The sequence below is a fragment of the Streptomyces sp. Y20 genome (assembly GCF_043195475.1).
GTDB lineage: Bacteria > Actinomycetota > Actinomycetes > Streptomycetales > Streptomycetaceae > Streptomyces.
Window position 1 is genome coordinate 246,804 of record NZ_JBIDDP010000004.1, and the last position, 25,954, is coordinate 272,757.

The 25,954-nt window shown below is 72.5% G+C and carries 25 protein-coding genes; 11 read left to right on the top strand and 14 right to left on the bottom strand.

What is annotated here, in order from left to right; genetic code table 11:
• Positions 1–7 precede the first annotated feature (7 nt).
• The 5 genes from ACGFT1_RS12505 to ACGFT1_RS12525 all read right to left on the bottom strand — a co-directional run bounded on the left by ACGFT1_RS12505 (position 8) and on the right by ACGFT1_RS12525 (position 5,386).
• The gene (locus ACGFT1_RS12505; protein WP_373908958.1) at positions 8–457 is read right to left on the bottom strand and encodes a hypothetical protein; all 450 of its coding nucleotides are present in this window, start codon (positions 455–457) and stop codon (positions 8–10) included.
• Between the two features lie 171 nt (positions 458–628).
• Positions 629–1,783: a hypothetical protein gene (locus tag ACGFT1_RS12510; protein ID WP_373908959.1), complete on the bottom strand. Its 1,155-nt coding sequence runs from the start codon at positions 1,781–1,783 to the stop codon at positions 629–631.
• A gap of 46 nt (positions 1,784–1,829) precedes the next feature.
• Complete coding sequence (locus ACGFT1_RS12515) at positions 1,830–2,768, bottom strand: N-acetylneuraminate synthase family protein (protein WP_373908960.1); 939 nt, start codon at positions 2,766–2,768, stop codon at positions 1,830–1,832.
• A gap of 12 nt (positions 2,769–2,780) precedes the next feature.
• Positions 2,781–4,025, bottom strand: a complete 1,245-nt coding sequence (locus tag ACGFT1_RS12520; RefSeq protein ID WP_356818493.1) for an N-acylneuraminate cytidylyltransferase — start codon at positions 4,023–4,025, stop codon at positions 2,781–2,783.
• 23 nt (positions 4,026–4,048) lie between these two features.
• The gene (locus tag ACGFT1_RS12525; protein ID WP_373908961.1) at positions 4,049–5,386 is read right to left on the bottom strand and encodes a DUF6716 putative glycosyltransferase; all 1,338 of its coding nucleotides are present in this window, start codon (positions 5,384–5,386) and stop codon (positions 4,049–4,051) included.
• 198 nt (positions 5,387–5,584) lie between these two features.
• Here ACGFT1_RS12525 and ACGFT1_RS12530 point away from each other — a divergent pair, with 198 nt between their 5' ends.
• From ACGFT1_RS12530 to ACGFT1_RS12540, 3 genes are all read left to right on the top strand, one after another.
• Entirely contained in the window at positions 5,585–6,562 is a 978-nt protein-coding gene (locus ACGFT1_RS12530; RefSeq protein ID WP_373908962.1) for a glycosyltransferase family 2 protein, read from the top strand.
• Entirely contained in the window at positions 6,559–7,893 is a 1,335-nt protein-coding gene (locus ACGFT1_RS12535) for an alpha-2,8-polysialyltransferase family protein (protein ID WP_373908963.1), read from the top strand. The genes ACGFT1_RS12530 and ACGFT1_RS12535 overlap by 4 nt, the downstream gene beginning before the upstream one ends.
• A gap of 184 nt (positions 7,894–8,077) precedes the next feature.
• The gene (locus ACGFT1_RS12540; protein WP_373908964.1) at positions 8,078–9,268 is read left to right on the top strand and encodes an acyltransferase family protein; all 1,191 of its coding nucleotides are present in this window, start codon (positions 8,078–8,080) and stop codon (positions 9,266–9,268) included.
• 42 nt (positions 9,269–9,310) lie between these two features.
• Here the strand turns inward: ACGFT1_RS12540 and leuE are convergent, their stop codons facing one another.
• The 9 genes from leuE to ACGFT1_RS12585 all read right to left on the bottom strand — a co-directional run bounded on the left by leuE (position 9,311) and on the right by ACGFT1_RS12585 (position 18,806).
• Entirely contained in the window at positions 9,311–9,961 is a 651-nt protein-coding gene (gene leuE, locus ACGFT1_RS12545) for a leucine efflux protein LeuE (protein WP_373908965.1), read from the bottom strand.
• A gap of 69 nt (positions 9,962–10,030) precedes the next feature.
• A complete protein-coding gene (locus tag ACGFT1_RS12550; RefSeq protein ID WP_373908966.1) occupies positions 10,031–11,611 on the bottom strand; it encodes a methylmalonyl-CoA mutase in 1,581 nt (526 codons plus the stop codon).
• Between the two features lie 310 nt (positions 11,612–11,921).
• The gene (locus tag ACGFT1_RS12555) at positions 11,922–13,118 is read right to left on the bottom strand and encodes a hypothetical protein (protein ID WP_373908967.1); all 1,197 of its coding nucleotides are present in this window, start codon (positions 13,116–13,118) and stop codon (positions 11,922–11,924) included.
• Positions 13,118–13,780 (bottom strand): RNA polymerase sigma factor, encoded by a 663-nt coding sequence (locus ACGFT1_RS12560; RefSeq protein WP_373908968.1) that lies wholly within the window; start codon positions 13,778–13,780, stop codon positions 13,118–13,120. The genes ACGFT1_RS12555 and ACGFT1_RS12560 overlap by 1 nt, the downstream gene beginning before the upstream one ends.
• A gap of 297 nt (positions 13,781–14,077) precedes the next feature.
• A complete protein-coding gene (locus tag ACGFT1_RS12565; protein WP_373908969.1) occupies positions 14,078–14,965 on the bottom strand; it encodes a hypothetical protein in 888 nt (295 codons plus the stop codon).
• 105 nt (positions 14,966–15,070) lie between these two features.
• Positions 15,071–15,712, bottom strand: coding sequence for an RNA polymerase sigma factor (locus ACGFT1_RS12570; RefSeq protein ID WP_373908970.1), 642 nt, complete (start codon positions 15,710–15,712; stop codon positions 15,071–15,073).
• 136 nt (positions 15,713–15,848) lie between these two features.
• The gene (locus tag ACGFT1_RS12575; protein ID WP_373909223.1) at positions 15,849–16,190 is read right to left on the bottom strand and encodes a hypothetical protein; all 342 of its coding nucleotides are present in this window, start codon (positions 16,188–16,190) and stop codon (positions 15,849–15,851) included.
• Positions 16,191–16,405: 215 nt separating this feature from the next.
• Positions 16,406–16,990, bottom strand: a complete 585-nt coding sequence (locus ACGFT1_RS12580) for a hypothetical protein (protein WP_373908971.1) — start codon at positions 16,988–16,990, stop codon at positions 16,406–16,408.
• A gap of 139 nt (positions 16,991–17,129) precedes the next feature.
• Positions 17,130–18,806, bottom strand: a complete 1,677-nt coding sequence (locus ACGFT1_RS12585; RefSeq protein WP_373908972.1) for a family 20 glycosylhydrolase — start codon at positions 18,804–18,806, stop codon at positions 17,130–17,132.
• A gap of 151 nt (positions 18,807–18,957) precedes the next feature.
• Here ACGFT1_RS12585 and ACGFT1_RS12590 point away from each other — a divergent pair, with 151 nt between their 5' ends.
• The 8 genes from ACGFT1_RS12590 (at position 18,958) to ACGFT1_RS12625 (ending at position 25,911) form a co-directional block, all read left to right on the top strand.
• Positions 18,958–19,506: a 2-oxo-4-hydroxy-4-carboxy-5-ureidoimidazoline decarboxylase gene (locus ACGFT1_RS12590; RefSeq protein ID WP_373908973.1), complete on the top strand. Its 549-nt coding sequence runs from the start codon at positions 18,958–18,960 to the stop codon at positions 19,504–19,506.
• Between the two features lie 190 nt (positions 19,507–19,696).
• Positions 19,697–20,077 (top strand): succinate dehydrogenase, cytochrome b556 subunit, encoded by a 381-nt coding sequence (gene sdhC, locus ACGFT1_RS12595; RefSeq protein WP_361988979.1) that lies wholly within the window; start codon positions 19,697–19,699, stop codon positions 20,075–20,077.
• A gap of 8 nt (positions 20,078–20,085) precedes the next feature.
• Positions 20,086–20,580 carry a succinate dehydrogenase hydrophobic membrane anchor subunit gene (locus ACGFT1_RS12600; protein WP_373908974.1) on the top strand — a complete coding sequence of 165 codons (495 nt, stop codon included), beginning with the start codon at positions 20,086–20,088 and terminating at the stop codon, positions 20,578–20,580.
• A gap of 19 nt (positions 20,581–20,599) precedes the next feature.
• Entirely contained in the window at positions 20,600–22,354 is a 1,755-nt protein-coding gene (gene sdhA, locus ACGFT1_RS12605) for a succinate dehydrogenase flavoprotein subunit (protein ID WP_373908975.1), read from the top strand.
• Positions 22,354–23,133 (top strand): succinate dehydrogenase iron-sulfur subunit, encoded by a 780-nt coding sequence (locus tag ACGFT1_RS12610; protein ID WP_373908976.1) that lies wholly within the window; start codon positions 22,354–22,356, stop codon positions 23,131–23,133. The genes sdhA and ACGFT1_RS12610 overlap by 1 nt, the downstream gene beginning before the upstream one ends.
• A gap of 121 nt (positions 23,134–23,254) precedes the next feature.
• The gene (locus ACGFT1_RS12615) at positions 23,255–24,628 is read left to right on the top strand and encodes an FG-GAP and VCBS repeat-containing protein (protein ID WP_373908977.1); all 1,374 of its coding nucleotides are present in this window, start codon (positions 23,255–23,257) and stop codon (positions 24,626–24,628) included.
• An 88-nt stretch (positions 24,629–24,716) separates the two neighbouring features.
• Positions 24,717–25,127 (top strand): VOC family protein, encoded by a 411-nt coding sequence (locus tag ACGFT1_RS12620; RefSeq protein WP_373908978.1) that lies wholly within the window; start codon positions 24,717–24,719, stop codon positions 25,125–25,127.
• Between the two features lie 43 nt (positions 25,128–25,170).
• Positions 25,171–25,911: a TetR/AcrR family transcriptional regulator gene (locus ACGFT1_RS12625; protein WP_373908979.1), complete on the top strand. Its 741-nt coding sequence runs from the start codon at positions 25,171–25,173 to the stop codon at positions 25,909–25,911.
• Positions 25,912–25,954 lie beyond the last annotated feature (43 nt).

A 25,954-nucleotide genomic window follows, 5' to 3' on the forward strand; every position in this document is an offset into this window, starting at 1 on the left:
GTGCCCGTCACCGGCCCTTCGCGCGGCCGCCGACGGCCTCGGTGTCCTCGTACCCGGCCCGCAGTCTGTCCAGCTCCGCCTTGACGTCGCCGTCCGACTTCGCCAGGTCGTGCCCGGAACGCTCCATCACAGCGCCGAGCTCGCCGGCACGCCCCTTCACGTCGCCGACGTACTTCTTCCAGGACTCGTACAACTCCTTCTGCGCCGCCGCGGACAGGCAGCCGGCCGTGTCGCCCAGCCCCGCCTGCCCGTCGTCCAGCTTCCCCAGCGCCCTGCCGATGTCGTCCTGTAAGCCCTTGGTGTCCTCGCCGGCCTTCGTCCAGGTCTTCTTGTCCGACTTCAGCTTTCCGGAGGCACCGCTGCCACCCGGATCCATCGGAACGTGGTTCAGCTGCATGTGGGTGGAGACGCGGGCCGCCGCGTCCGCCTTCAAGTGCTCCCACTCGTCCCAGGCCATACGTCTGGTCCTCCCCGTTTCCCCGTTGCCGGCAACCCCCGCCGACTCCCGCCATGCTCACCATGGAGGCGGTGGAAATCAAATCAACCTCCGCGCTCCACAGGGACGTTGTGTGCCGGGGGCCGGGAGGCGGGTGGCCGTCGGGCCGGGCTCCGGCGCCCGGCTCCGGAGCTACGCCGGGCTGATCGCCGTCAGGCGGTGGACGTCTCGGGCCGTGCCCGTGACGCCGGAGAGGAAGCCCTGGGCCCGGGGGGAGGCGGTGTCCGTGAGCCAGGTGGGGTCGATGTCGCAGACCGCCACGCGGACACCGGTGCCGACCAGGGCCAGCGGGAGGGTGTGGACGACCGTCGAGGGAAAGCTGAGGACCGTACGGCCGATCGGGCCGCGGCGGGCGATCAGCTCCAGCGGGAGGTCCGGGCGGACGATCTCCAGGCCGGTCTCGACGGCCAGCCGGTGCAGTTTCTCGGCGCTCTCGCGGCGGTGGGCGAAGTAGCGGGTGGCGCCGTGCGCCTTGGCCAGGTCGCGGACGGCCGTCAGATAGCGGTCGCCGTCCACGACGCCGGTCTCCACCAGGGAGGTGCCGACCAGGTCCGCGCCCTTGGTGATGCGGGGCGGCCCGAAGCGGGCGCGGGTCCAGGCGAAGTCGTTGGCGGTGACGGTGACGCCGGCCGGGGTCTGAGTCACCGGCATCGAGGAGAACACCTCGACACGGCGGTGCGCGCTGGGGGTGAGGCGGCGGCGCGCGGAGGAGGACACCGGCGCGAAGAGCAGGTCGCGGGCGCCGGGACGGCCGCCCTTGCGGTGCCAGCGGACCAGGCGTTCGCCGCGGGCCAGCTGGGCGACGAACTCCATCGTCGCCGTGCCGTCGTCCACGACCACGAGGTCGCGGGCACGGGTGATGGTCAGCAGGAGCTGCACGTAGCGGGAGAAGGGGTCGCCCATCACGATCCGCTCGGCCCGGCGCAGGGAGCCGGCCAGGCCGCCGATGGTGTGGAACGGCGCCGTCGTACCGCCCCGCGCCTCCTCCCAGCGCACCCGGTACCCCTCGTCCCGGGCCAGGTCCGCCATGCGGCGCAGCTGGCCCCGGGTCATGGGGTCGGTCGGGGACAGGACGACGAGGGTGAGCCGCGCGCCGGCCGGCGGCGCCGGTTCGCCGGCCGGCCCGGCCCGCCCGGCCTGGGCGGGCAGGGCCGGCCGGGCCTGCTCGGCGGTGCCGCGCAGGCCGTGGGCGTGCGCCCACTCCAGTACGTTCAGCAGCTGTACCGGGCTCTCCACGAAGGCGAGCGTGTGGGCGGGGTGGCCGGGGTGACCGGCGCGGGGGCTCATCGGCGTACGACCGTCCCGTCGTAGGGCAGTAAGGCGGTCAAGGCGCTCAGACCGAGACCGGCTCGCCCGCCGCCGCGGCGATCTCCGCCTCGGCGACGGCGCCGGCGACGCGGCGCAGCTTCTTCATGGGGCCCAGCTCGGAGTCGTAGACCTTCTTGACGCCGTCGCCGAGGGAGGCCTCGATGGTGCGGATGTCGCGGACCAGGCGGGTCAGGCCCTGGGGCTCGACGGAGGCGGCCTGGTCGGAGCCCCACATGGCGCGGTCGAGGGTGATGTGGCGCTCGACGAACACAGCGCCGAGGGCGACGGCGGCCAGCGTGGTCTGGAGGCCGGTCTCGTGGCCGGAGTAGCCGATCGGGACGTTCGGGTACTCCTTCTCCAGCGTGTTGATCACGCGGAGGTTCAGCTCCTCGGCCTTGGCCGGGTAGGTGGAGGTGGCGTGGCAGAGGAGGATGTTGTCCGAGCCCAGGACCTCCACCGCGTGGCGGATCTGCTTCGGGGTGGACATGCCGGTGGAGAGGATGACGGTGCGGCCGGTCGCGCGCAGGGCGCGCAGCAGCTCGTCGTCGGTCAGGGAGGCGCTGGCCACCTTGTGGGCGGGGACGTCGAACTTCTCCAGGAAGGCGACGGCCTCGGTGTCCCACGGAGAGGCGAACCAGTCGATGCCCTTCTCCTTGCAGTACTCGTCGATCCGGCGGTACTCGTCCTCGCCGAACTCCACCCGGTGGCGGTAGTCGATGTAGGTCATCCGGCCCCAGGGGGTGTCGCGCTCGATGTCCCACTGGTCGCGCGGGGTGCAGATCTCCGGGGTGCGCTTCTGGAACTTCACGGCGTCGCAGCCGGCCTCGGCGGCCACGTCGATCAGCTTGAGGGCGTTCTCCAGCTCACCGTTGTGGTTGATGCCGATCTCACCGGTGATGTAGACGGGGCGGCCGGGGCCGGCCTCGCGCGAACCGAACGTGCGGAGACGGGAGTTGCTGCTCATCAGGGGATGTCCTTACTTGGGGAGGGAATCGAGAGAGGGGCCGAGGATCCAGCTGGCGATCTCCCGGATCGCGCCGTCACCGCCGGGGACGGTGGTGACCGCGCGTGCGGCGCCGCGTACGACGTCGTGGGCGCTCGCGACCGCCACGGGCCAGCCGACGAGGGCGAAGCACGGGAGGTCGTTGACGTCGTTGCCGACGTAGAGCACGCGCTCCGGCGCGATGCCCTGCTCCTCGCACCACTGCTTCAGCGCGAGGTCCTTGCGGTCGATGCCGTGCAGCACGGGGACGCGCAGCTTGCGTGCGCGGGCGGCGACGACCGGGTTCTGTTCCGTGGACAGGATCAGCAGCTTCAGGCCGCTCCTGCGCAAGGCCGCGACGCCGAGCCCGTCGCCGCGGTGCACGGCGACGAACTCCCGTCCGTCGGAGTCGATCAGCACCCGGTCGTCGGTCTGGGTGCCGTCGAAGTCGAGCACGACCGCGTCGATGTCGTCGGCGGTGGGCAGCGCGCCGGGCCGGTCCGCGTCGAAGAGCGGGGCGAGGGCGCGGGCGCGGGCCAGGTCGTGCGGGTCGTCGATCTCCAGCACCCGGGCCGGGTCGGTGCGGACCAGCTCGGTACGGCCGAAGAAGCGGTGCTGGTGGGTGCGGAAGCCGGCCGCGTCCATCGCGTAGGCGGCGCCGGTCTCCAGCAGGTCCTGGGGGCGGTCCTGGCGGCGGGGGCGGAAGGACTTGTCATGGTTGACGCCGTGCCCGCCCGTGCCACCGGCGGCGTCCGCGGTGTCCTGGCCGTCCCGCCACACGAAGCCGTGGAAGGCGGCCACGGTGACGGCGGTGTCGGCGCCGGCCTCGGCGACGGCGGCGGCCACCCCGTCGACGTCCTCGCGGACCAGGAACGGGCTGGTGCACTGCACGAGCAGCACCACGTCGACGGCGGCGCCGTGCAGCGCCTCGTGCGTGTCCATGGCGTGCAGGACGGCGGCCTCCGAGGTGGCCGTGTCGCCGGCGATGACGGCCGGCCGCAGCACGACCTCGGCGCCGGCCTCGCGGGCGGCGGCGGCGATGGCCTGGTCGTCGGTGGACACGACGACGTCGGTCACCAGCCGGGCCGCCCGGCACTCGCGCACCGCGCGCGCCACCAGCGGGACACCGCCGACGGGGGCCAGGTTCTTCGCGGGCACGCCCTTGGAGCCGCCGCGCGCGGGGATCACCGCGAGCACCCGGCGGACCGGGGCGCCCGGGCCCGCTTCCGAGTGGGACATGGGGTCTACTCCTTGGGAAGAGGTCACAGCTCGCCCATCCGCCGGATCACCGGGGCGACCCGCTGGACTCCGTGCCGGTAGGCGCCGCGTGCGGCGCGGCGCACGATCTGGCGGACGGGTCCGGGCGCCTTGTCGGCGGCGGGCGCGCCGGGCAGCGGGGCGCCGTCGGGACCGAGGTGGTGGCGGGCGAGGATGCCGGGCAGATAGCCGGGCGCGGTCTCGGGGGTGTAGTAGGGATTCAGGGGCGGCAGGTGCCCGGACCGCTCCAGCAGTTCGGCGATGCGCGCCCGGGCCGCGTCGAACGCGGTGGCGTACGACCCCGTGCCGCGGGAGGTGCCGCCGGCGGCGACGCCCTGCCGGGCGATCCATTCCTCGTCCGGCACCGGCTGGTGGCCGGCGTCGAGCTGGTTGAAGGAGGCGAGGCAGCCGGAGCCGGTGAAGTGGTGGTTGCCGAGCGTCTCGCGCACCCCGAGGTCGGTGAGGATCGCCGTGGGGATCCGGCGGTGCAGGGCCTCCAGGGCGGCCGTGGAGCTGACCGTGACCAGCAGGTCGGTGCGGTCCAGCACGTCACCCATGTGGCCGTAGACCAGGCGGAGGTTGGCCGGCAGGTCGATGCCCTGGACCAGCTTCTGGTACGGCAGCTCCTCGATGTGGGTGGTGTGTTCGCCGGGCTTGGAGCGCAGCTTCAGCAGCACCTCCCGTTCGGGGTGCTTGCGGGCGTGTTCGATGAGCCGGCCGAGCAGGTAGGCACGGTCCCGGCGGTTGTCCGGGACGGACGGCTGGGCGGCGAACACGACGGTGCAGGGCTCGTGCCCGCCGGTGTAGGGGTCACCGCCGAGGAAGGGCAGCGCGACCTCCGTGACGGCTGAGGCGTCGGCACCCACCCCCTCGTACACGGCCCGGAACCGGTCCGCGTCGTGGCGGGAGTTGGCGAGGACGAGGTCCGCGCCGTGCCGCAGCAACAGCCCGTCGGTGAGCTTCTCGTAGACGACGCCGACGTAACCGGTGACGACGACGGGCCGTCTCCCGGCCCCCCAGGCGTTCCTGAGCCCGTGCAGCACGGCCTGCACGCCGCCGCCGACCAGGGCGAGGACGAGGACGTCGTACCGCTCGTCGGGGCCCTCGGTCATCGCCCGCAGGAACTCGACGGCGGTGACCTCACGGAGGGAGTCCGCCCGGACGCCGATCTCGTTCAGCTGGCGGGCGGTGGGGGTGGCGCGCCCTCGCAGGAGGTAGCCGTCGAGCCGGACCTCGGCAGCCGGTGGGGTGAGCCGGCGCGCGGTGAGCGCGCCCCACTTCCACCGGGTGTCGGAGTCCGCGAGGACGGCGACCCGGAGAGACTTCGTTGCACTTGCTGGCACACCGAGGACGCTAGAAAGCCATTCCGCCGTTCCGCCCAACCCGGGCACAACAAACGGTTAACAGCACATCGCCGAATGGGGAATCGGGCCGTGATCCGGTGCCGAAAAAGTCTGGTTCACAGCTTCGCCATGCGTCGTTCACCGATTGTCAAGCAAACGGTCAAGACGAATGACGGGCCGCGCCCTAACGTCCCTGACGTGGTCAAGCTCTCCGTCATCGTGCCGTTCTACAACGTGCAGCAATACGCGCCCGACACGCTCAGGAGCCTGCGGGCGAACGCGCGTGAGGACTTCGAATTCATTCTCGTCGACGACTGTTCCCGCGACGGGACACCAGAGATCCTCGCGCACGCCGAGCGCGAGCTGCCGGGCGCGGTCCTGGTCCGGCACGAGCGGAACGGAGGGCTGGCGACCGCGCGCAACACCGGTATCGACCGGGCGCGCGGCGAGTACCTGACTTTTCTGGACGGCGACGACTGGCTCGCCGCCGGTTACCTCCCGCGGCTGGTCACGGCCATCGAGGAACTGGGCTGCGACTTCCTGCGCACCGACCATGTGCAGTGCACCGCCCGGTCGCGCAGTGTGCACCGGGTGCCGGTGGGCCGCCGGAACACGGTGCTGGACCCGCGGGAGGCGATCCTGCCCGCCGACCGCTCCACCTCCGTGGACTACGCCTACGCCTGGGCTGGCGTCTACCACCGGCGGCTCCTGGACAAGGGGCTGCTGCACTTCACCGACGGGCTGCGCACGGCCGAGGACCGGCCGTGGATCTGGAAGCTGCACCGGGAGGCGGAGTCCTTCGCCGCGGTGAGCATGCTCGGCGTGTTCTACCGGCGCGGGGTGGCCTCGTCGCTCACCCAGATCGGTGATGTCCGGCAGCTCGACTTCATCCGCGCGTTCGACCAGGTCGTCGCGGAGACCGCGGCCGACCGGGAGGCCGGGGCGCTGCTGCCGAAGGCCGTCCGCACCTACTGCGCGATCATCTCCCATCACCTGGGATCCATCGAAAGGTTCGAGCCGGCGGTGGCCAAGCAACTGAAGTCCCTGAGCGCCGCCGCCCTGCGGCGCATGCCGCAGGACGTGCTCGACGAGGCACTGGACTCCATGGACCTCCTGCGCGCCACCCGGCTGCGCCGGCTGCGCCGCCGCCCCTCCCCCGCGGGAGCCGCCGCGTGACCACCCAGATCTTCCAGGCGTCGACGCTGTACGGCACGGCCACGCTCGCCGCCGCCCTGGACTCCGGCTGCTTCCGCCCGGCCGACCGGCGCATCCTCCTGGTCTGCAACAACGCGGCCACGCCCGAGACCTCGCCGGCCCTGGACGAGATGCCGGGCTTCGAGAGGCTGCGCGAGAGGTTCGACGAGGTCGTCTCGTACAACGCGGCGATCTTCCCGTTCCACCCGGGCGGCTGGACTCCCCGCGGCGACGACCTGCCGCTGTGGGAGCGGTACCTGCGTCACGAGTGGCGGCTGGGCACCGACGACATCGAGCTGGCGGTCGAGTCGATCCAGGTCAGTCCGTCGCTGGCGCTCGCCCAGATCTTCACCGGCGCCCCGGTCACCGTCTACGCCGACGGTCTGATGAGCTACGGCCCCACCCGCAACAAGATCGACCCGCTGGTCGGCACCCGCGTGGACCGCGTCCTGCACCTGGACCTGGTGCCGGGCCTTGAGCCCCTGCTGCTCACCGAGTTCGGCGTGCCCGGCGAGATCGTGCCGTCGCCGGCCTTCACCAAGGTCCTCGCCACCCTGGCCTCCTCCGGTGAGGAGCTGCCGGAGATCGAGGAGCCCGCGCTGCTGCTCGGCCAGTACCTGTCCGCGCTGGACATCCTCACGCCCGAGCAGGAGGAGGACCTGCACGTGCGGATGCTGAGGGGCGTGGCCGGGCTGGGGCACACGCGGGTGGTGTTCAAGCCGCACCCGTCCGCTCCGGCCCGCTTCGCCCGCTCCCTGGAGACGGAGGCGGAACGGCTGGAGGTCGAGCTGACCGTCCTGGACACGCCGGTCCTCGCGGAGGTGCTGTACCAGCGGATGCGTCCCGCGCTGGTCGTCGGCTGCTTCTCCACCGCCCTGCTCACGGCCTCCGCGCTGTACGGCCTGCCGGTCGCCCGGGTGGGCACCGAACTGCTGCTGGAGCGGCTGACCCCGTACGAGAACAGCAACCGCGTCCCGGTCACCGTCGTCGACGCGCTGCTGCCCGAGCTGACCGACCGGGCGGCCGTGGCGGGGCAGCGCCCCGGCATGGACGTGGAGACGCTCGGCGCGCTGGTACGTGCGGTGGGCTTCGCGATGCAGCCGAAGATCCTGCCGGGGCTGCGCGCGGAGACCGAGAGCTGGCTCGGGCGGAACCTGGACGAGCGGATATTGCGCTACTTCAAGCGCAAACGGCTGACGGCGCTGGCACTGCCCGGCGGGGTGCCCGCCCAGCTGGCGTTCATCCCGCGCAATGCGACGGTCCGCCGGGTGGCGCGCAAGGCACGCAGTCTGCGCCGGTCCGTACGGCGCTGAATTCCAGCTGCCCGGCACGGCCGGGCAGCTGGAGAAAACAAGACGTAAAAACGAAGAACGGGTTAACGGACGGGAATGGCCGGGCGAACAGTGCCCGGTGGACGGAAATACCGCTCGACGTGCCACGGAAATTCACATGAATATCCGAGCCGGGCAACGTTTGTTCGGGAAAATGTCGAGCATCATGCCTCCTTCGCCCACCACGCTCACCGACGCCCCGCCGGTGCCCGGGACGGCCGCCACCGCGTCCGCCCCCGGCCGCCGCCAGGACCGGGGCCGCCTGCTCGCCCTGGACGGCCTGCGGCTCGTGGCCGCCCTGATGGTCTGCCTCTACCACTACGCCGGACGCGGCGGCGCGGTCTCGGCGTCCTGGCACCAGAGCCCCGCCCACGTCTTCCCGACCCTGTCCCAGGCGGCGACCTACGGCTGCCTGGGCGTGCAGTTCTTCTTCGTCATCAGCGGTTTCGTCATCTGCATGAGCAGCTGGGGCCGCACGCTCGGCGACTTCTTCCGCTCCCGCGTCTCGCGCCTCTACCCCGCCTACTGGGTCGCCCTGGTACTGGTCACCGCGGCGGCCGTCGCCCTGCCCGTCGTCGTCCACCCCGTCCGGACGGACGAGTTCCTCGTCAACCTGACGATGCTGCAACAGCCGATGGGCGTCACCCGCGTCCTCGGCGTGTGCTGGACGCTGTGGGCCGAGGTCCGGTTCTACGCGCTGTTCGCCCTGTTCGTCGTCGCGCGCGGTGTCACCTACCGCCGGGTCGTGGTGTTCTGCTGCGTCTGGACGCTGGCGGCGGCGGTCAGCCGCACCTCCGGCAACGCGCTCACGGACCAGCTGCTCATCCCGGAGTACGCCCCCTTCTTCATCGGCGGCCTGGCCCTGTACCTGATCCACCGCTTCGGCAGCGACCTGCTGCTGTGGGGCATCGTCGCGGTGTCCTGGCTGCTCGGGCAGAGCACCGCCACGAGCGCCCTGTGGCACGCCGGCGCGCACGGCGACTTCCATCGCGACCCGCACGTCATCCTGGCGATCGTCACCGTCGCCTTCGGGGCGGTGGCCGCCGTGGCACTGGGCTGGACACGGTGGGCCTCCTGGCCCTGGCTGGTCACGGCGGGCGCGCTGACGTACCCGTTCTACCTCGTGCACGAGCACCTGGGCTGGTTCGTCATCCGGGTGCTGCACCGGGGGCTCGGCCTGCCGCCGTGGCCGGCGCTCGCCCTGACCGTGCTGGGCATGCTGCTGCTGGCGTGGCTGATCCACCGGTGGGTGGAGCAACCTTTCGGTCCACGGCTGAGGAGGGCCTTGAAGAGGGCCGGCGCACCGGCGCTCACCCGTGAACTCACCGCCCCGGTGGACAAGAAGCCTGGCGGCTGACCCGGCGTCAGGCGCCCCGGCCCCGCGGCTCGGGTGCGGCGATCACGCCCCGGCCAGGGACAGCTTCACGGCGAACCCGAGGAACAGCACCCCCGCCGCCGAGGTGGCCGTCGCCGACAGCCCTCTGCGGCGCCGGAAGGCGGCGGCGAGGCGGGTGCCACCCATGATCAGCGCACTCAGATAGAGGAAGCTGGCCAGCTGGGCGAAGGCGCCGAGGACGACGAACGACAGAGCGGGATGCGCGTAGCCGGGGTCCACGAACTGCACGAAGAAGGCGACGAAGAAGAGGATCGCCTTGGGATTGAACAGGCTGACGACGAGGGCGCGCCGGAGGGGCCGCTCGTCCGCGGGCTGCGCGGGCGCGGCGTCCGCCACGGTGGGCTCGCGCCGGGCCCGCCACATCTGCCACGCGGCCCGCAGCATCCCGACCGCCAGCCAGGTCAGATATCCGGCACCGGCGTACTTCACGATCCCGAACAGCAGGGCGTTCGCCCGCAGCAGCGAGGCGACGCCGGCGGCGGACAGCGTCATCAGCACGGTGTCGCCGCACCACACCCCGGCGGCGGCCGTGTAACCCGCCCGCACCCCGCGGCGGGCGGCGACGGAGAGCACGTAGAGGGAGTTGGGCCCGGGCAGCAGAACGATGAGGACGAGGCCCGCCAGGTAGGTGGGAAGGTCGACGACTCCGAACATGGCAGGAGTGTCGCACGGGGGTACGACACCGGGTCCGGGCGCCGGTGCCGTGCGGGGGCACCGTCCGGCTCAGAAGGTGTCGGGGGGCGTGTGGGTGCCCCAGACCTGCCGGAGCGCCCCGCACACCTCACCGACCGTCGCCCGCCCCCGCAATGCCTCCTTCATCGGATACAGCACGTTGTCCTCCCCCTCGGCCGCCTTCCTCAGCGCGTCCAGCGCCGAGTCCACCGCCCCCTGGTCGCGCCCGGCCCGCAGTACGGCGAGCCGCTCGGCCTGCCGTGCCTCGATCGCCGGGTCGACCCGCAGGGGCTCGTACGGCTCCTCCTCGTCCAGCCGGAAGCGGTTGACGCCGACGACCACCCGCTCACCGGAGTCGGTCTCCCGGGCGATGCGGTACGCGTTCCGTTCGATCTCGGCCTTCTGGAAACCCCGTTCGATCGCCGCTTCCGCGCCGCCCAGGTCCTCGACCTTCCGCATCAGGTCCAGGGCGGCCTCCTCGACGTCGTCCGTCATCCGCTCGACCGCGTAGGACCCGGCGAACGGGTCGACCGTCGCCGGTACGTCCGTCTCGTAGGCGAGCACCTGCTGCGTCCGCAGGGCCAGCCGGGCGCTCCTGTCCGTGGGGAGGGCGAGCGCCTCGTCGTAGGAGTTGGTGTGGAGGGACTGGGTGCCGCCGAGGACCGCGGCCAGGGCCTGGACGGTGACGCGGGCCAGGTTCACCTCCGGCTGCTGGGCCGTCAGCTGGACCCCGGCCGTCTGGGTGTGGAACCGGAGCATCAGCGACTTCGGGCTCCGCGCGCCGAAGTCCTCCCGCATCACCCGGGCCCAGATCCGCCGCGCCGCGCGGAACTTGGCCACTTCCTCCAGCAGGGTCGTGCGGGCCACGAAGAAGAAGGACAGGCGGGGCGCGAAGTCGTCGACGTCCATGCCCGCCGCCACCGCCGTACGGACGTACTCGATGCCGTCGGCGAGGGTGAACGCGATCTCCTGGACGGGGCTCGCGCCCGCCTCGGCCATGTGATAGCCGGAGATCGAGATCGTGTTCCACTTCGGGATCTCGGCGGTGCAGTACCGGAAGATGTCCGCCGTCAGCCGCAGCGAGGGCCGGGGCGGGAAGATGTACGTGCCCCGCGCGATGTACTCCTTCAGCACGTCGTTCTGCACGGTGCCGGTCAGCCGGTCCGCCGGGACTCCCTGCTCCTCGGCCACCAGCTGGTACAGGAGCAGGAGCAGCGCGGCGGGCGCGTTGATCGTCATGGACGTCGAGACCCGGTCCAGTGGGATGCCGTCGAACAGCATCCGCATGTCCTCCACCGAGTCGATCGCGACGCCGACCCTGCCGACCTCGCCGTGCGCGAGGGGCGCGTCGGAGTCGTGGCCCATCTGGGTGGGCAGGTCGAAGGCCACGGAGAGGCCGGTGGTGCCGTGGTCGATCAGCCGGCGGTAGCGGGCGTTGGACTCCGCGGCCGTGCCGAAGCCCGCGTACTGGCGCATGGTCCAGGGGCGGCCGGTGTACATCGTCGGGTACACCCCGCGGGTGAAGGGGTACGCGCCCGGGTCACCCAGCTTCTCGTCCGGGTCCCAGCCGGTCAGTTCGGCCGGTCCGTAGACCGGCTCGATGGGCAGGCCCGACTCCGCATCACGCGCCATGGATGCCTCCGCAGTACGACCGCTACTCCTCACCATGCACCGCGGTCCGGCGCCGGTCACGCGGGGCGCGTCGCGGGGTGGGGTGAGGGAGGGCGGGGAGGAGGCTGCGGGGCGCGGGCGGGACCGGGGGAACGTGTCCCGCCCGCGCCAGGTGCACGAGCCGTGGGTACGGGGGGAACCCCGGCTCGGTGCGACGGCCGATGACCAGTCGGCTCACTCTGTACTGCGTAAGCCGCTCCAGAAACGTCACACCTCGCGCCGAAAAATTTTCGGTGACCGAGAAAACGCAGGTCAGGTGGGGTTGCGTCGGTCAGAGCGCGGTGTATGTCGGAGTCGGCGAGGGGACCGCGGGGGCGTTGCCCGGCCCGCCGGGGTGCGCCGGGGCGTGACGGGAGGGGACGGGAACGGCGCCGCCGCGGTGCCGGCCGCCCTTGCCGCCGCTCGCACCGCCGGCACCCGTGCCGTGGTCCTTGCCGCCGCCGTGGCCCTTGTCACCGCCGCCGCCCTTGCCGCGGCCCTGGTCCCCGTCCTTGTCCCCGCCGTTGCCCTTGTCCCCGCCTTTGTCCCCGCCGCTGCCGGCGCCGTTTCCGTTGCCGTTGCCGTTTCCGTTGCCCTGTCCACCGGTGGTGGTCCCACCGCCCGTGCCGCCGGAGCCGGAGCCGGAACCGCCCAGCACGACCTTGCAGTACTTGGTCACCCGGGCGGAGCCGCCCGCCAGGTTCACCAGCACGCGCTTGCGGCCGGCGTCCAGTTCCCGGCCGTCCCGCAGGGCCCGGCAGGCCGCGGCGGCGCCGGACCAGCCGGTGCCGGACGTCGCGGAGGGCGCCGCGGAGCCCGGGGCGGCGCTCGGGCCGGTGCCGCCGCCCGGACCGGACGACTCGCCCGAGGCGTCGGCGCGGCGGTCTCCCGGACCGCCGCCCGGTGTACCCGTGCCCGGACTCCGACCCGGGCCCGTCGCGTAGTCCGGCGGGGTCTGCGGGGACGCCGGGTCGAGGGACTCCTCGGAGGTCTCGCCGGCGGAGACGGACGCGGCGGGGCCGGGCTTGCCGTCACCGAACGGTGTGGGCAGCACGCCGCTCCCGGCGGCCACGGCCACTCCGCCGAGCGTGCCCGCGGCCACGGCCGCGGCGACCGCCAGGCGCACCGGGCGGCCCCAGCGGGGGCGCCGGGACGGGATTCCGGTACGGCCCCCTGCGCCGATGCGGACCAGGCCCGCGTCGGCGCAGGGCACGGACGGGCGGGCGCCCCCGGACGCGGGCGCGGCGGCGCTCCGGTCGGCGTCGGCGGCTTCGCGCGCCTTGCGGAACGCGGCGAGGGCGGCTTGTTCGCCGGGCAGCTCACCGGTGCCGGGGGCGGCCTCCGCGGACAGCCCGGACAGCGCGCCGAGTGCCTGGGAGAGACGTTCTGCCTGGTCACGGGCGCAGGCGTCGACGGCTTCCGGGGACTCACCGCGCAGTAGGCGTTCCGCCGTCGCACGGTTCAGCCACCTGTACTGCTCGTCGGCCATCACATGTCCTTCTGCGTCCGCGCACGCGTATGCGTCACAGTTGCGGACGTCACCGCGCCACGGTGCGGTTCTCGCTGGGGCGGAAGCGCGTCGAGCCCGCCCGCCGATTCCGGATCGGCTCCGATCAGCTCCGCGAGGCGCTTCAGACCGCGGTGCGCCGCGGTGCGGACGGCACCCGCGCGCTTGCCGAGCGTCTCGGCGGCGGTCTTGGCGTCCAGGCCCACGACCACGCGCAGGACGACCGCCTCGGCCTGGTCCTGCGGGAGGCGGGCGATCAGGGAGAGGGTGCTGTCGGTGGTGAGGGCCTCGATGGCCTCGCCGGCCGTGTCGGACTCGGCGGCCCGGCCGGTCAGCTCCGTCTCGTCACCGCCGATGGCGGGGCGGCGGCCTCGCATGCGTATGTGGTCCAGCGCGCGGTTGCGGGCGATCCGGGCGGCCCAGCCGCGGAACCGGTCGGCGTCACCTTCGAACCGGTCCAGGTCGCGGGCGATCTGGAGCCAGGCCTCGGAGGCCACGTCCTCGGCATCCGGATCACCGACCAGCGTGCGTACGTATCCGAGCAGCCGGGGCTGCACCGCGCGGTACACCGCACGGAACGCGGTCTCGTCCCCGGTCTGCGCCGCACGCACCGCGGCGGTCAGGTCCGCGTCGTCCCCCAGCACCGCACTCCCTTTACGCCTGGCTTCGGTCGGCGCGAATGGCACGTTACGGCGTGAAACCGTCTCTCGTCCATGTCTGTAGAAGATGCAACTAACTCGTGACCGGGTACCGGTGCGCGCACGGTGAGGTCCGGCCGGGGCGGACTGTGCCCGAGGTGTGGCGGGGTGTGACAGAAACCGTGTGCACGGCGCTGAAGAAAGTACGGGCCGTGCGCGGCCCGTCCGCGCGACGGCCGGGGCCTCTCCTGTGGGGGGTGGCGGCCCCGGCCGTTGCCTTCGGCCTTCGCGGGCCGGCCGTGCCTACCGCTTGCCGCCCACCGGGCCGGCCGGCTTCCCCCGGCCGCCGTTCCCGCCCTTGTTCCGGGTCTGGCTCTGGCCCTCAGTCTGGCCCTGGCCCTGGTCCCGGACCTCGCCGGTGGCGCCCGTGCCGCCCGCCTTCCCGGCCGTCCCCTCCTGCGCGCGTGCCGTCCGGGCGGCGCAGTAGGCCGCGACCTTCCCCGGGCCGCCCGCCGCCGTGACCAGCCGCTGCCAGGCCGTCGCCGCCAGGGCGCCGCTCCGCTTCCCGGCCTGTGCGTAGGCACGGCAGTGGGCCAGGGTGTCCCGGGCCGTGGCCGGGTGCCCGGGTGGCGTGGCGGGGTCGGCGGATCCGGCGTCCGCCCGCCCGGCTGCCGATCCGTCGGCCGATCCGTCGGCCGATCCGGCTGCCGATCCGGCTGCCGATCCGGCTGCCGATCCGGCTGCCGATCCGTCGGCCGACACGCCCGACGCGGCCGGGGTGCGCGGGGCGGCCGGTGACGGGTGCGCGGGACGCGGGGCGTCCGGGCCGGACCCGGCGGAGCCGATCGCCGCGACGGCGACCCCGCCCAGCGTCAGGCTCGCCAGCGCCAGCGAGAGCGTGGTCCGCAGCGAGCGGCGGGTACGGTGCGGCCGGCCGGGCCGCCAGTCGTCCCGCGCCCGGGTCCGCGCGCCGTGCGCGCCCGCCGCGCGGGCGGCCCGGAAGGCGGTGACGGCGCTGCGCTCGGCCTCGGGGTCGATGGCGGCCGGGCGCAGCGCGGAGGCGAACCGGCTCTCGAACCCGGGGTCCGGTCGCGTCGCGTCGGCCCGCTCGGGCGCGGAGACGGTGGCGCCGGCGCGAGGGTGCGCGGACCCGCGGCCGGGCAGCCACTCGCCGCTGTGCCGTTCACCCATTCCCGTCCCTGTTCCTGTTCCCGTTGCCGTTCCCGCGCTCGTCCGGCCCGCACACCGGCCCGCCCACGGCATACGCCTGTTCATACGTCCCGCGTGCCGAGGCGTTCATCCCGACTCCCCCAGCGCCGGGGCATCGCCATCCGTCACACCGCCGCCCGTGCCGTCCGCCGGGCGGGACGCGCCGAGCTGGCGGGCCAGGCGGCGCAGGCCCCGGTAAGCGGCCGTGCGGACCGCGCCGGGCCGCTTGCCCAGGACGCGGGCGGCGGCCGGTCCGTCGAGGCCGACGACCACCCGCAGCAGCACCGCCTCTGCCTGGTCCCGGGGCAGTGCCCGCACCAGTTCCAGCGCGCGTGCGGTGGACAGCGACTCCAGGGCCTGGTCGTGGGTACTGTGCGGGCCGGGCAGTTCCAGGGCGTCCGGTCCGAGCTGCGCCGCCCGGGGCCGTACCCGCTGCCGGCGCAGATGGTCCAGGGCGCGGTGCCGGGCGATGGTCGCGGTCCAGCCGCGGAAGCCGGCGCCGTCGCCGCGGAACCGGCCGAGGTCCCGGGCGATCTCCAGCCAGGCGTCGGACGCGACGTCCTCCGCGTCCTCGCCGACCAGCCCGCGCAGATAACCCAGCAGGCCGGGCTGCACGATCCGGTAGGCCACCGCGAAGGCGCTCTCGTCACCGTCCTGGGCCCGCGCGACGGCCGCGCCCAGCTCCCCGTCCCGCGGCTGCGGGCGGCGGGGTTCCCCTCCCTGGCCCAAGACCGTCCTCGTTCGTGCCGAGTTCCTGGCCACTGCGTGGCGCCTGCCTCACGGTCCGACACGTCCGGCCGTGTCACCGCCCTCCACGATCATCAGCGTCGGTCCGGACGGAAGTGTCACAGCGGGGCGGGGCCCCTCAGCCGCGGGCGGTCGCGTCGCGGCACAGCAGCCGGAGGGAGCCGTGGCCGCCGAAGCAGCGGCGGGCCTCGTCGACGGGGTCCCACAGCCGGCCGTCGGGGGTGCGCAGCCAGTGCTCGCCACCGCTCGCCCACCACTCGGCGCCGGTCTGGCGGACGATCACCTCGCCGGCGTAGGCGCCTAGGCCGCGCAGCACGTTCTCGACGGCCGCGTACGGCGGTTCCTCACGGCGTATCTCCTCGATCATCCGGTCGACGCGCCACAGGCTCTGCGCCGAGTAGTCGAGCCGGACGCGGGCGCCCTCGCGCATCGTGGCCACCGCGTCCGCCGCCCACCGCACGGGTTTCGCCGCGGCCTGCGGCCTGGTCTCCTGTCGCACCGTCGCGTACGGGTCCGTCGCCCGCTGTGTCACCTGGCCTGTCACGTGGTCTGTCGTATGGGCTGTCACATAGGGAAGAGCGGGCCGGGCGGGATTTCCGTCACCCGGTTCCGCGGTGTTCCGCCGACCGTCGCAGGACCGCCCCACGTCCACCGCGGTACGGGCACGAAACCCTCTCAGGCCCCCGGTCCGGCGGCGCCCCGCGCCCGGCGGGACACCACCGCGCGCAGCACGCGCCGCCCCTCGACGGACACCTCCAGCGCCCCGCGCAGCCCGTTCACGCCGTGCCCGGCGAGGAGTTCCAGCACCGCCGTCTGGCGGCGCAGCTCGGCGGCGACGAGCGGGGACGGCTCCGCCGTGCCCCCCGCGGGCGCGGCGTCCGGGTCCGCGGTGGCGTCCGCGGCGGGATCGAGCAGCCGGTGGATGCGCAGCGAGGCGGCCGAGCAGGCGTCGGCCCAGGGGCGTACGGCGTCGGCGGTGCGCTCGGCGGGGGCCGCGTCCAGCATGCGGCGGGCGAGCCGCGCGGCTTGGTCCCCGGCGGACCCGGACCCGGTGTCCACGGCGGACCCGTCGGACCCGAGCGCCGCGCGGGCCTTGTCCAGGCTCCCGCCCCAGTCGGAGCCGTCGGCGAGGCTCGCCCAGAGCGGGCGCAGCAGTTCGTCGTCGCCGCCGAGCAGCGGCAGACACCGATCCATACAAGCCAATCCGCTGGCGGCCAGTCCGCGTGCGTCGGCCTGTGCGATCAGTTCCACCAGGCTCATGAATGTCTCCCTCGCCAGGGCGCCGACCGGTACGGAGCCCGCACTTCCCCTTACTGCGTGCGACGGCGCGGGAGTGTCACATCCATAGATTTCCAGCCAACGGCGAGCCGTACCGGGCGGCGGAGCCGGCCCCGCCCCCTCAGCCCAGCCGGTCGGCGAGCTTCCGGAAGTCGGCCCAGGACAGCGCGGGCGTGCCGGGGTCCCACAGCTTCTGCACGGTGGCCCGCAGCGGCATCCGGATCCCCGCTGCGACCTGGGCCTCCGTCTGGGCGTTGGCGATGTCGCACCACACCGCGAACGAGCCGCCGAGTATCTGCGCGTCGTAGCGGGCCGGTACGGCCGTCGTGCCGCGCAGCACCCGCGGGTTCCACTGCTCGTAGATCCGCTGTCCCGTCGGGTAGACGAAGGTCTGCGGCTGGCCGAGGACGTAGTAGAGGAACTCGTCGTTGTAGTTGAGGACCTTCCGCCCCGTGCTCAGGTACTCCACCGGCTGCCGGGCGCCGATCTCCTTGCCGGTCCAGTAGGCGACCTGGAGGCCCTTCTCGGGCTGGACGGAGGTGTTCCGGAAGAAGCCGTCGTTCCAGGCTCGGACGGTCTTGCCGTGGGCGCGGACGGTGGCGTAGCGGTCGTTCAGCCAGTCGGTGGCGAGGTCGGCGACGGTGCCGCCGGAACCGTGGGCCTGCCGGGCGGCGGCGGCCAGCTGCGGGTACGAGGCCTGCGGGTCCTTCACGGTGAGCGCCTGGTACTCGTCACCGCCCAGATGCCACCGGCCGCCGGGGAACAGCACCGCGTACTCGTTCAGCAGGTCGTCGACGATCCGCGCGGATGCTTCCTTGGAGATGTCGACGGCGCCCTTGGTGGGGACCCCGCTCGCGTTGCGCAGCTGGAGGTCCGGGTGGGCGGCGATGACGGCTCCGAGGTGCCCCGGCGAGTCGATCTCCGGCACGACGGTGATGTGCCGGGCTGCCGCCAGGTCCACGATCCGTTTGACCTGCGCCTTGGTCAGGTGGTCCGGGGAGACGATCTCCGGGTGGGTGCTGGACTCGATCCGGAAGGCCTGGTCGTCGGAGAAGTGCAGGCCCAGCTCGTTGAACTTCAGGTCCCCCAGCTCGCGTATCCGGTCCTCGATCCAGGTCTCGGAGAACGGTTTGCGCGCGATGTCGAGCATGAACCCGCGGTCCGGCTTGGCGGGCCGGTCGCGGACGACGCCCTCCGGCGCCGTACCACCGCCGTGGACCTCCTGCTTCAGGGTGCGGGTGCCGTAGAAGACACCGGCCTCGCCGGGCCCGCTGATGTCGACCCGCCCGCCGCGGACGGTGAGGGTGTACGACTCCTGGTCCCCTCCCCCGCCGCCGAGCGTGAGCCGGACGTCCCCGGCCCGTACGTCGCCCGTGTTCTTCCGCCCCGCGTAGGTCAGCCCCAGTTCCCCCGCTATGAGCCGGCCCTCGTCGGCCAGCCCGGGGTCGCTCACCACCACCCGCTCCCCGTGCCGCGGCCGCCAGCCGGGTCCGCGCGCCGCTGTGTGGGAGCGCACCGCGGGTATCGTGCGCGGCGCCTGTGACAGCGGGTAGGCCCGGCTGGGCGTCGGACTCGCCGACGGGGTGGCCGCGCCGCCGCGATCGGCGCCGGTGGGGTCCGCGCCGGACACCCGCCCGGCCGACGCCCGTGGCGTGCTCGCGTCCGGTTTCCCGCCGCCGTCGGAGGCCCACACGCCGACGCCCGTGCCGAGCGCGACCGTCCCGACGAACGCGGCGGCCACCACCGCGCGTTTCGGTATCACCTGCCGCGCCGATCCCCGGCGCCTGTGCTGGGTCACCCTGCCACCGTACGGCTCTCTCCGGCGCACCGGTCATCGAGGTGTTCGGAAACTCTTCCGTTCGAGTGAAATTCACGCACCGCAGGGACACACCGCGACCACTCTCGATAACCTGACCACAACTTTCACAAGCTCCCCTGCCACACCACCTGTGACGCGAGGACCCACGCTGCCCGCCCACCGCCTGCCGTATCTCCCCAGGCCCCTCGACGCCTTCAACACGGCCGCCGCCGACGAGGCCCACGCCCTCCTCCTGCGCTGCCTGCGCAGCCCGCGCTGGTCCCGCCGGCTCGCGGACCACCGCCCGTACCCCGACCTGGACGCCCTGCTGGCGGCGGCGGACGAGGCGGCGTACGACCTGTCGCCGGGCGATCTGGCGGAGGCGCTGGCAGGCGAGTCCCTCCCCGAGCTGCCCGAGGACACATACTCGGCGGCGCACATGGCGCTGAGCGCGGCACAGGCGGCCTACGAGGCTCGATTCGGACACGGGTTCGCCATCTATCTGGGTGACGTACCCCCGGACGAGGCGCTCGACCGCGTCCTCGAAGCGATCCGGTCACGATTGACCAACGATCCGGAGGAGGAGCGGGTCACCGCGGCGGAGGAGCTGCGACGCCTCGCCCGGGGGCGTCTGGGCCAGTTCCTCGGGACCGCGGGAAGCTGCGCGACCAGCGCAAACGCCCCCTTATCCGGCAAATAGCCGCATCGCTCGTGCCGGTGGGCGCCCCGCTAGCCCAACCGCGTGCCAGTTTGATCACACAGCCAGGCCCCCCGTCAGTCACGGCGCGGCGCCTCGCTACGATGCTGGGGGCCGGTGGACCGTACCCGGCCGGGCCCGACCGACAGTGAAGCCGGCGCGGCCCTAATCCCCGCTCCCGGAGGGTTCTTCCGTGCCGGCTGGAACGCTGTACCGCGGCCGGGAAGGAATGTGGTCCTGGGTGGCTCATCGAGTCACCGGCGTCCTCATTTTCTTCTTCCTGTTCGTTCATGTGCTGGACACCGCTCTCGTGCGTGTCTCCCCCGAGGACTACGACAAGGTCGTAGCCACGTACAAGACGCCGATCGTCGCGCTGCTGGAGTACGGCCTCGTCGCCGCCATCCTCTTCCACGCGCTCAACGGCCTGCGTGTCATCGCCGTCGACTTCTGGTCGAAGGGCACGCGCTACCAGAAGCAGATGTTCTGGGCCGTGATGGTCGTCTGGTTGGTCCTGATGGCCGGGGCGCTGTACCCCGTCCTCGGCCACGCCGCCCGTGTCCTCTTTGGGAGCTGACGCCGCCGATGTCGAATAACTCAGTCACGACTGAAACCGCCGCGTCCGGAGTCGGCCCCGTAGAGGGTGCCCCCGTCTACACCGTCGACAACCCGGCCCCGCTGATCGAGGCGCCGCGCAAGCGGACCAAGAAGTCCCCGAAGTCGACCCGGGGCAACTTCGAGCTGGCGGCGTGGGTCTTCATGCGCCTGTCCGGCATCGTGCTGGTCGTCCTCGTCCTCGGCCACCTGCTGATCCAGCTCGTGCTGGACGGCGGTGTCTCCAAGATCGGCTTCGCCTTCGTGGCCGGCCGCTGGGCGTCCCCGTTCTGGCAGGTCTGGGATCTGCTGATGCTGTGGCTGGCGATGCTGCACGGCGCCAACGGCCTGCGCACGGTCATCAACGACTACGCCGAGCGGCCGACCAGCCGCCTGTGGCTCAAGGGCCTGCTCTACACCGCCACGGTGTTCACCATCCTGCTGGGCACGCTGGTGATCTTCACCTTCGACCCGAACATCCGCTAGGCACGGGGCTGCGAGAGATATGAAGATCCACAAGTACGACACCGTCATCGTCGGCGCCGGCGGCGCGGGCATGCGCGCCGCCATCGAGGCGACGAAGCGCAGCCGCACCGCGGTCCTGACCAAGCTCTACCCCACCCGCTCCCACACGGGCGCGGCGCAGGGCGGCATGGCCGCCGCGCTGGCCAACGTGGAGGAGGACAACTGGGAGTGGCACACCTTCGACACGGTCAAGGGCGGTGACTACCTGGTCGACCAGGACGCCGCCGAGATCCTGGCGAAGGAGGCCATCGACGCCGTCCTCGACCTGGAGAAGATGGGCCTGCCGTTCAACCGGACCCCGGACGGCACCATCGACCAGCGCCGCTTCGGCGGTCACAGCCGTAACCACGGCGAGGCCCCGGTCCGCCGGTCCTGCTACGCCGCGGACCGCACCGGCCACATGATCCTCCAGACGCTCTACCAGAACTGCGTCAAGGAGGGCGTGGAGTTCTTCAACGAGTTCTACGTCCTCGACCAGCTGATGACCGAGGTCGACGGCGTGAAGCGGTCGGCCGGTGTGGTGGCGTACGAGCTGGCCACCGGGGAGATCCACATCTTCCAGGCCAAGGCCGTCATCTACGCCTCCGGCGGCACCGGCAAGTTCTTCAAGGTGACGTCGAACGCCCACACGCTGACCGGTGACGGTCAGGCGGCGGTCTACCGGCGCGGGCTCCCGCTGGAGGACATGGAGTTCTTCCAGTTCCACCCGACCGGCATCTGGCGCATGGGCATCCTGCTGACGGAGGGCGCCCGTGGTGAGGGCGGCATCCTGCGCAACAAGGACGGCGAGCGCTTCATGGAGAAGTACGCGCCGGTCATGAAGGACCTCGCCTCCCGCGACGTCGTCTCGCGCTCCATCTACACGGAGATCCGCGAGGGCCGCGGCTGCGGTCCCGAGGGCGACCACGTCTACCTGGACCTCACCCACCTGCCGCCGGAGCAGCTGGACGCCAAGCTCCCGGACATCACCGAGTTCGCGCGGACCTACCTCGGCATCGAGCCCTACACGGACCCGATCCCGATCCAGCCGACCGCGCACTACGCGATGGGCGGCATCCCGACGAACGTCGAGGGTGAGGTCCTGGCGGACAACACCACCGTCGTCCCGGGCCTGTACGCTGCCGGCGAGGTCGCCTGTGTCTCCGTGCACGGCGCCAACCGCCTGGGCACCAACTCGCTGCTGGACATCAACGTCTTCGGCCGCCGCGCGGGCATCGCCGCCGCCGAGTACTCGGCGAAGGCCGACTACGTCGAGCTTCCGGAGGCCCCGGAGTCCTTCGTCGTCGAGCAGATCGAGCGGCTGCGCACCTCCACCGGCAGCGAGCGGGTGGCCACGCTGCGCCGCGAGCTGCAGGAGACCATGGACGCCAACGTCATGGTCTTCCGCACCGAGCAGACGATCAAGACGGCCGTCGAGAAGATCGCCGAGCTGCGCGAGCGCTACCGCAACGTGGCGATCCAGGACAAGGGCAAGCGGTTCAACACCGACCTCCTCGAGGCGATCGAGCTGGGCAACCTGCTCGACCTGGCCGAGGTCATGGCGGTGTCGGCCCTGGCCCGCAAGGAGTCCCGCGGCGGTCACTACCGCGAGGACTACCCCAACCGCGACGACGTCAACTTCATGCGCCACACGATGGCGTACCGCGAGGTCGGCGCCGACGGCTCGGAAACCGTCCGTCTCGACTACAAGCCGGTCGTCCAGACCCGCTACCAGCCGATGGAGCGTAAGTACTGATGGCTACCCCTGTTCTGGACAAGGCGGACGCGGCCGGCCGGCCCGAGCCCGGCTTCGCCGACTCCCCCTACATCACGGTCACCGTCCGCGTCCGCCGGTACAACCCGGAGGTCTCGGCCGAGGCGAGCTGGGAAGACTTCCAGCTGGAGATCGACCCGAAGGAACGTGTCCTCGACGCCCTCCACAAGATCAAGTGGGACATCGACGGCAGTCTCACCTTCCGCCGGTCGTGCGCGCACGGCATCTGCGGCTCGGACGCGATGCGGATCAACGGCAAGAACCGCCTCGCCTGCAAGACGCTGATCAAGGACATCAACCCCGAGAAGCCGATCACGGTCGAGCCCATAAAGGGCCTCACGGTCCTGAAGGACCTGGTCGTCGACATGGAGCCGTTCTTCCAGGCGTACCGGGACGTGATGCCGTTCCTCATCACGAACGACACCAACGAGCCGACCCGGGAGCGGCTGCAGTCCGCCGAGGACCGCGAGCGCTTCGACGACACCACCAAGTGCATCCTGTGCGCCGCGTGCACGTCGTCCTGCCCGGTGTTCTGGAACGACGGCCAGTACTTCGGTCCGGCCGCGATCGTGAACGCCCACCGCTTCATCTTCGACAGCCGTGACGAGGCGGGCGAGCAGCGCCTGGAGATCCTCAACGACCGCGACGGCGTGTGGCGCTGCCGCACGACTTTCAACTGCACGGACGCCTGCCCGCGCGGTATCGAGGTCACGAAGGCGATCCAGGAGGTCAAGCGCGCGCTGATCACGCGTCGCTACTGACCGCCGTACGCCTGCGGTTCTTCGGGCCCCGTCCCCGGTCACGCACCGGGGGCGGGGCCCTCGCCGTACAACCGTTCCCCGCCGCCACGGGTCTTCTGTGTGTACGCGATCAAGGAGACACATGCGCACGCACAGGAAGCTCACCGTCGCCCTCGCGACGGTCACGGCCGCCTCGCTGACCGGCGGACTGCTCGCCCTCGCGGCCGGCCCGGCCGCCGCGGCCACCCCCGCCAAGTACGCCGACGACTTCAACGGCGACGGCTACCGCGACTACGCGTCCGGCTGGGGCGGTGAGGTCACCGTCACCTACGGCACGGCGACCGGGCCGGGCCCGAGGACGGTGCGCTTCACCCAGGACAGCCCCGGCATCCCCGGCACGGCGGGCGACGCCGGCGGCTACGCCGACGGCTTCGGCAACCAGCTCGCCCACGCCGACCTGGACCGCGACGGGTACGCCGACCTCGCCGTCGCCGACGGCAGCGAGAAGAGCGGCACGACGGCCGGAGCGGGCGCCGTCACCGTCCTGTGGGGCGCCAGGTCCGGTCTCGGCACGCAGGCCACCCGCATCCCCGCGCGGTCCAAGGCGGCGTTCGGCGCGGCCCTCGCCTCCGGCGACTTCGACGGCGACGGCAAACCGGACCTGGCCGTCACCGATGCCACCGGCACCCTCTACGTCTACCGGGGCGGCTTCTCCCGGTCCGGTACGACGGGCAGCGTGACCAAGCTGGAGGTGAGCCCCAGCGGCGCCGAGGTGCTGGAGCCGACCGCGATCGTCGCCGGCAGGGTCGACAAGGACAAGGCCACCGACCTCTACGTGCTCGGCCAGGGCTACAAGGACGGCCGGATGACGCAGGCCGCCTGGTTCGTGCAGGGCGGCTCCACCGTCAAGCGCGGCAAGTACACCACCTACAACGCCGCACAGGTGGACTTCAACGCCACCGGAGTGATCGCCGACTTCGACAAGAACGGCTACGGGGACCTCGCCGTCAGTGACACGCCGTACAACGACGGCGCGGGTTCCGTGCTGGTCCTGCGCGGCGGCGCGAGCGGCCCGGGCACCTCCTACCGCCTGACGCAGTCCACCGCGGGGGTGGCGACGGCGGCCACGAAGAACGACCGCTTCGGTTACTCCCTCTCCGCCGGCGACACCAACCGCGACGGCTACCCGGACCTCGCCGTGGGCGTGCCCGAGGAGGAGTCCGGCTCGGTCCACAACGCGGGCGGCGTGCACGTCCTGCGCGGCGGGAGCAAGGGCCTGACCGGCACCGGCTCCCAGTGGTTCACCCGCGCCACGGCGGGTGTGCCGGGCAGCGCCACCGCGGACGAGATGGCCGGCCTCTTCGTGCGCCTGCGCGATCTCGACCGGGACGGTGACGCCGACCTGCTGTTCTCCGGCGACCTGTACCGCAGGAGCGTGCTGCTGCGCGCGACCGCGACCGGCATCACGACCGGCGGCGCCTCGGAGACCGACCTGGACCCGAACTTCCCGCAGTGACGGCCGGCCCGTCCTCTGAGGAGCCCCACCGCGGTCCGCTGCGGTGGGGCTCCTCGCATCCGGGGAGAAGGACTCCTAATGTGACGACATGTCAGACGAAGGGTCGTACGAACTGCTCGGTTTCGACAACGTGCTGCTCCCCGTCGGTGACCTCGGCGAGGCGGTCGCCTTCTACGAGCGGGCCGGGTTCACCGTGGGGTTCCGGTTCGACGAGGGCGGGCTCGCCCAGCTGAAGGTGGGGGCCGAGACCCCGGGCATCCTGCTCCAGGCCGAGGAGCAGCTGGGACACCGCTCGCCGCCGTGGCCGTCGGCACGGATCTGGCTGGAGGTGCCGGACGCGCGGGCGGCGGCCCGGGCACTGGCCGCCGCGGGGATCCCGCCGCTGGACGAGGTGTCCCAGGTGGCCACCGGCTGGGCCGTGGAGATCACCGACCCCTGGGGCAACGTCCTGGGCTTCACGGACTACACCAAGCGCCCCCAGCTGGGCCGCCGGGGCTGAGCCGCCGCCATGAGCCGCCCACGCCACTCGTTAGGCTCCTCCCGTGCCAGCGAAGAACGACGGCCCCGGTGCGGCCGGCCCCCGGAGCAGCAAGTCCGAGCAGACCCGTGCGCTGATCCTGGAGACCGCGATGCGGTTGTTCCAGGAGCGCGGGTACGACAAGACGACCATGCGGGCCATCGCCACGGAGGCCGGGGTGTCCGTCGGCAACGCCTACTACTACTTCGAGGGCAAGGAACACCTGATCCAGGGGTTCTACGACCGGATCGCCGCCGAGCACCAGGCGGCCGTCCGGCAGGTGCTGGACCGGGAGACCGACCTGGAGGCGCGGCTCGCGGGCGTCCTCACCGTATGGCTGGACATCGCCCGGCCGTACCACGAGTTCGCGGTCCAGTTCTTCAAGAACGCCGCCGACCCCGACAGCCCGCTCAGCCCCTTCTCCCCCGAGAGCGAGCACGCGCGCGAGGCGGCCATCAGCGTGCACCGGGAGGTCCTCGCCGGTTCGAAGTCCAAGGTGGCGCCCGAGCTGCGGGACGTCCTCCCCGAGCTGATGTGGCTCGCCCAGATGGGCCTGGTCCTGTACTGGATCTTCGACCGCACGGAGGGCCGCGAACGCAGCTACCGCCTGGCGCGACGGGGCGCCCGGCTGACCGCGCGCGGCGTCTCCCTGGCCCGCTTCCGCGTCCTGCGCCCCCTGGTCCTGGAGATCCACGAACTGTTCACGGACTTCCTGCCCGGCATGACGAAGGCACTCCCGTCCCCCGACCGCAAGCGGGACGCGTGATCACTTCCGGGTGAACGCGCACGATCGAGCCGCCCGGCACCCG